The organism is Aliihoeflea sp. 2WW, from assembly GCF_000497755.1.
Lineage (GTDB): Bacteria > Pseudomonadota > Alphaproteobacteria > Rhizobiales > Rhizobiaceae > Aliihoeflea.
In genome coordinates this window covers 1-4,748 of sequence record NZ_AYOD01000025.1, presented here as the reverse complement: position 1 = coordinate 4,748, position 4,748 = coordinate 1, and the positions used below count along the sequence as shown (strand labels likewise).

Genomic DNA, 4,748 nt, shown 5'->3' with positions numbered 1-4,748 from the left:
GACCCCCACCCTTTATCCCTCCCCACAAGGGGGAGGGAGGTCGTCAGCGTTGCGCCTGATCTTCAGCCTAGGACGACGCCACGTGGTATGATGAATTGGAAGGGCAGTGGGAGTGGCTGCCGTTTTTGTTTTTGCATGAAGTGACCCCCACCCTTTATCCCTCTCCACAAGGGGGAGGGAGGGCGTCTGCGTTGCGCCTGATCGGTCAAGCCAGGTGGTGCATCGAAGGTCATGGGCGACGCTTGCGACTCCCTCCCCCTTGTGGGGAGGGATAAAGGGTGGGGGTCACTTCGGAAAAACCGTCCGGCGGTTCGTTGACGTGCAGGGCTTTGGACTACGCCCGCAGCGCCGCGGCCTCGCGCGACAGGCGCTCCACCTCGGCCCAATCGCCGGCCTTGACGGCTGCATCCGGGACGACCCAGGAGCCGCCGACGCAGGCGACGTTGGGGAGGCCGAGCCAGGTTGCGACGTTTGACGGCGAGACGCCGCCGGTGGGGCAGAACAGCATGTCGGGGATGGGGGCGGAGATGGCCTTGAGGAACGGCGCGCCGCCCGACTGTTCGGCGGGGAAGAACTTCAGGAAGCCGTAGCCTTCCTCGCGCATCGCCATGATCTCGCTCGGCGTGATCGCACCCGGCAGGAGGGGCGTGGCGGCGGTGCGCGCAGCGTCCAATAGTTCCTGCGTCGTGCCGGGGCTGACGATGAATTTCGCGCCGGCCTTTTCGGCGGCATCGAACTGGCGCGCATCGAGGATCGTGCCGGCGCCGACGATTGCGCCCGGCACCTCGTCGATGATGAGGCGGATCGCATCAAGCGCGACCGGCGTACGGAGCGTCACCTCGATCGCGGGCAGCCCGCCCGCGACGAGCGCCTTGGCCATCGGGACCGCACGGGCAAGCTCGTCGATCCGCACGACCGGAATGACGGGCTGGGTTCCGATGAGGGCGCGAAGCCGCTCGGCCTGTGATGTCGCCATGACGCAATCTCCTTTTTCAACCGATTTAGCACGGCTGCGACGGGGAAGTCACCCTGACCTGAATAGCGAAATGAGCGCCTGGAGCAACCCGCCAGGCGTGATCCGCCGTGCTGCCAGCGCGGCCATCGTCGCAGCGTCGGCGATGCCGGTGGCGGGCAGGCCGCGCCGTGACTGGAAGGTGCGAAGAGCGGATTGCGTGAGCGGGCCGAACATGCCGTCGATCGCGAGGTCAGCGCCGTTGGCGGCGAGAAGACGTTGCAGGGCGGCGACGTCCGTGCCGCGATCGCCGCGCCGCAAGACCCCGTCGCCGGCCGTCCAGTCGAGCCTTGCAAAGCGCGCATGGGCGGATGCGAGCTTGACGTCATAGGCGTTGCGCGCGAAGCCGGGGCCGTTGTAGCCGCGGGCGAAGGCGGGCCAGTCGCGGCGGGAAAGGGCTGCGGCGAGGCCGGCCTTTTCGATGTAGCGCGCCATCAGGCGCAACTGGCCTTCCGCGCCCGAACGGGCTTCGGCGACGAGCGCGCCGACCGAGCCGAAACCGAGCCACGCCCAATGCGCGCCCATGACCTGGCCCATGCCCCAGGAGGTGGATTCGTCGGCCGCGCGGGCGTCGATGGACCGAGCGCGTGCGAGCAGTGCCCAGCGGGCGGCCTGCGAGGCGGGGGTGCGGATCGCCCCTGCATTGGGCGAGGCGAGGCCGGCGGCGCGGGCTTCGGCCTGCGCGGCGGCGGACAGGCGGCGGTCGAAATAGTGACCCTCGAAGCGGATCAGGGGTTCGGCGTGTCCGTCGATCATGGCGTGGGAGACGAGGTTGCTTTCGACCGAAGCGACGGCGGCGAGCGTGGCGGGGTCGAGGTCGAAGGCGCTAGCCACATTGATGAGTGCGGCGCGGATTTCGGGATCGAGCATGGGCATATCCTCTTCGATGGGGGAGGGATATTTTCCTCTCGATTTCATGGAGGGGGATAAGTTCGTTGCGCGTCTCGTCGGGACGGATTATCTGCGCGCGATGCACGCTGCTCACGACATGCCGATCAAGGTCGCCGCGCTCTACCGTTTCGCCCGTCTGCCCGACTGGCGGGAGATGCGCGCGCCGCTCGCCGCTTTCTGCACGGAGCGCGGCATCAGGGGTACGCTGCTTCTGGCGCAAGAGGGGATCAACGGCACGGTCGCCGGAACGCCCGAGGCGATCGACGCGCTCGTTGCGCATCTCGATGCGATGCCGGCGCTGACCGGGCTCGACGTCAAATATTCGAGCGCGCGCGAGATGCCGTTTCACCGGATGAAGGTGCGGCTCAAGGCCGAGATCGTGACGATGGGCGTGGGCGGGATCGACCCGGAGCGCGACGCGGGCACCTATGTCGAGCCGGGCGACTGGAACGCGCTGATCGCCGATCCGGACACGGTGGTGATCGACACGCGCAACGATTACGAGGTCGGGCTCGGCACGTTCGAGCGGGCGCTCGATCCGAAGACGGTGAGCTTTCGCGAATTTCCCGACTGGCTGGAGGCCAATCGCGCGGCGCTGGAGGGCAAGAAGCTGGCGATGTTCTGCACCGGCGGCATTCGCTGCGAAAAGGCGACGGCCTATGCGAAGTCGATCGGGCTCGGCGAGGTCTACCATCTCAAGGGCGGCATATTGCGCTATCTGGAAGAGGTGCCGGAAGAGGCGAGCCGCTGGCAGGGGCAGTGCTTCGTCTTCGACGAGCGCGTGGCCGTCGGGCACGGATTGCGCGAGGGCGATGCGGAGCTTTGCCGCGCCTGCCGGCGGCCGCTGACGCCCGACGACAGGGCGTCGCCGCTCTTCGTCGAGGGAATTGCCTGCGCCGCTTGCCATGACGAGCGATCCGAGGCCGACCGCGAGCGCTATGCCGAACGGCAGCGGCAGGTGGAGCGGGCGAAGGCAACGGGCGCGCGGCATATCGGCGGCTGAGGGCTTTTCGCCCGCCCGCATTGCAAAAGCCGGGGTCGGCCCCTAGCTAATCTCGACTGCCGCAATGGCAAAAGAGAGATGAGGAGAAGCCGATGTTCGACCCGAAGAAGCTCATCGACGGCCTTTTGGGCTCGTCAGGTTCCCTCTCCAAGGGCGGTCTGGGCGGGCTTGCCGGCGGCGGCTTGGGTGGGCTTGCCGGCGGCGGCTTGGGCGGGCTTGCGAGCGGCGGCGGCATGGGCAAGATCGGCCAGCTCGCCAAGGACAATCCGATGGCGACGGCGGCTCTGGCCGGGCTTCTTCTTTCGGGCAAGGGGCGCAAGCTCGGCGGCTCGGCGATCAAGATCGGCGGCATGGCGGCTATCGCCGGCCTCGCCTACAAGGCCTATACCGACTATCAGAAGGGCCAGCAGCCGCAGACGGCCACGCCGGCGGGACGTGAGCCTGAACTCCTGCCGCCGCCTTCCGACACGCCGTTCCATCCCGCTCGCGCGCCGCAGGGCGAAGATGCCTTTGCGCTGACCATCGTGCGGGCGATGATCGCGGCGGCGCGCGCCGATGGCCATATCGACGAGGCGGAGCGCGCGAAGATTGCGGGGCGGCTCGGCGATGCCGGCGTCGATGCCGAGGCCGAGCAGTTCCTGCTGGCGGAACTGAACAAGCCGGTCGATCTCGACGACATCGTGCGCGAGGCGCAAAGCGAGGAGCAGCGGGTGGAGATCTATACCGCGTCGCGGCTGACCATCGATCCGGATTCGCGCGCCGAACGCGGCTATCTCGACCAGTTGGCCGGCCGGCTCAATCTGCCGGACGCACTCGTCGATCACATCGAGGCGAATGTCGCGAGCGTGAAGGTCTGACGAAACTTTGAGGGCGTTCGCACCGTTGCTGGGAGACCATTTTCCAGCCGCGGTGCCCATGTCCTGCCTCCGTTTCCTGCTCTTCGCCGTCCTGATCGTGCTGCCCGGTTGTGGTGGCGCGGTCGGGGTCGTCAATTCGATGTCGAACACCGACGCCGTCGCGGTGGAGACGGGGCTTGCCTACGGGCAGGGGCCGCGCCAGCGCTATGACGTCTACAGGCCGGTCGGTGCCCGGGCCGACGCGCCGGTGGTGGTGTTCCTCTACGGCGGCGCCTGGTCGAGCGGCGACAGGTCGATGTATCGCTTCGTCGGCAACGCGCTGGCCGAGCAGGGCTTCGTCGCTGCCATTCCCGATTACCGGCTCTATCCCGAAGTCCGCTTTCCCGATTTCGTCGAGGATGCCGCGCGCGCCGTGACCGCGATCCGCCGCGACGTCGCCGGTGGCCGGCCGGTCGTGGTCGTCGGTCATTCGGCAGGGGCGCAGATCGGGGCGCTCATCGCGCTCGACGACCGGTATCTCGGCGGCGCGGCGTGCGGCATAATTTCCGGCTTCGTCGGGATCGCGGGGCCCTATGATTTCCTGCCGCTGACGAGCGAGCGCTACCGGCGGATTTTCCCCGAAGCGACGCGCGACCAGAGCCAGCCGATCAATTTCGCAGGTGGGCGTGCTCCGGCAACGCTTCTGCTGCACGGCTCGTCGGATCGTACGGTCGCGGCAAAGGACAGCCGCGACCTGGCGCGCGCGTTGCAGGCGGCCGGCAACCGGGCGGAACTGCGGATTTATGATGGGGTCGGGCATATCAACATCGTCGGGGCCATTGCATCGCCCCTGCGCGGGCAGGCGCCGACGCTCGCGGATATCAGCGGGTTTGTCAGGGAGCGGGCAGGGCGGCCGGGGTGTTAGGGGTTGGGCGGTGAGGTGTCGAGGGAGCCATTTTTCTGAAGTGACCCCCACCCTTTATCCCTCCCCACAAGGGGGAGGGAG

5 protein-coding genes are annotated in these 4,748 nt (G+C 67.9%); 3 read left to right on the top strand and 2 right to left on the bottom strand.

Features of this window, described 5'->3' with window-relative positions; translation table 11 throughout:
• Nucleotides 1–334: 334 nt before the first annotated feature.
• Both ALII_RS0113010 and ALII_RS0113005 read right to left on the bottom strand, forming a co-directional pair.
• Nucleotides 335–976, bottom strand: a complete 642-nt coding sequence (locus ALII_RS0113010; protein WP_024587744.1) for a 2-dehydro-3-deoxy-phosphogluconate aldolase — start codon at nt 974–976, stop codon at nt 335–337.
• Between the two features lie 48 nt (nt 977–1,024).
• Entirely contained in the window at nt 1,025–1,882 is an 858-nt protein-coding gene (locus tag ALII_RS0113005) for an N-acetylmuramidase domain-containing protein (RefSeq protein ID WP_024587743.1), read from the bottom strand.
• 100 nt (nt 1,883–1,982) lie between these two features.
• Between ALII_RS0113005 and ALII_RS0113000 the strand changes: the two genes are divergently transcribed.
• From ALII_RS0113000 to ALII_RS0112990, 3 genes are all read left to right on the top strand, one after another.
• Nucleotides 1,983–2,906, top strand: coding sequence for a rhodanese-related sulfurtransferase (locus tag ALII_RS0113000; RefSeq protein WP_024587742.1), 924 nt, complete (start codon nt 1,983–1,985; stop codon nt 2,904–2,906).
• A gap of 92 nt (nt 2,907–2,998) precedes the next feature.
• Nucleotides 2,999–3,763: a tellurite resistance TerB family protein gene (locus tag ALII_RS0112995; protein WP_024587741.1), complete on the top strand. Its 765-nt coding sequence runs from the start codon at nt 2,999–3,001 to the stop codon at nt 3,761–3,763.
• Nucleotides 3,764–3,821: 58 nt separating this feature from the next.
• Nucleotides 3,822–4,667, top strand: a complete 846-nt coding sequence (locus tag ALII_RS0112990; protein WP_024587740.1) for an alpha/beta hydrolase — start codon at nt 3,822–3,824, stop codon at nt 4,665–4,667.
• Nucleotides 4,668–4,748 lie beyond the last annotated feature (81 nt).

Bases quoted from the DNA above. Each gene is read 5' to 3' on its own strand.
- ALII_RS0113000 (WP_024587742.1), top strand. From the start codon at position 1,983: ATGCACGCTGCTCACGACATGCCGATCAAGGTCGCCGCGCTCTACCGT.
- ALII_RS0112990 (WP_024587740.1), top strand. From the start codon at position 3,822: ATGTCCTGCCTCCGTTTCCTGCTCTTCGCCGTCCTGATCGTGCTGCCC.
- ALII_RS0112995 (WP_024587741.1), top strand. From the start codon at position 2,999: ATGTTCGACCCGAAGAAGCTCATCGACGGCCTTTTGGGCTCGTCAGGT.
- ALII_RS0113005 (WP_024587743.1), bottom strand. From the start codon at position 1,882: ATGCTCGATCCCGAAATCCGCGCCGCACTCATCAATGTGGCTAGCGCC.
- ALII_RS0113010 (WP_024587744.1), bottom strand. From the start codon at position 976: ATGGCGACATCACAGGCCGAGCGGCTTCGCGCCCTCATCGGAACCCAG.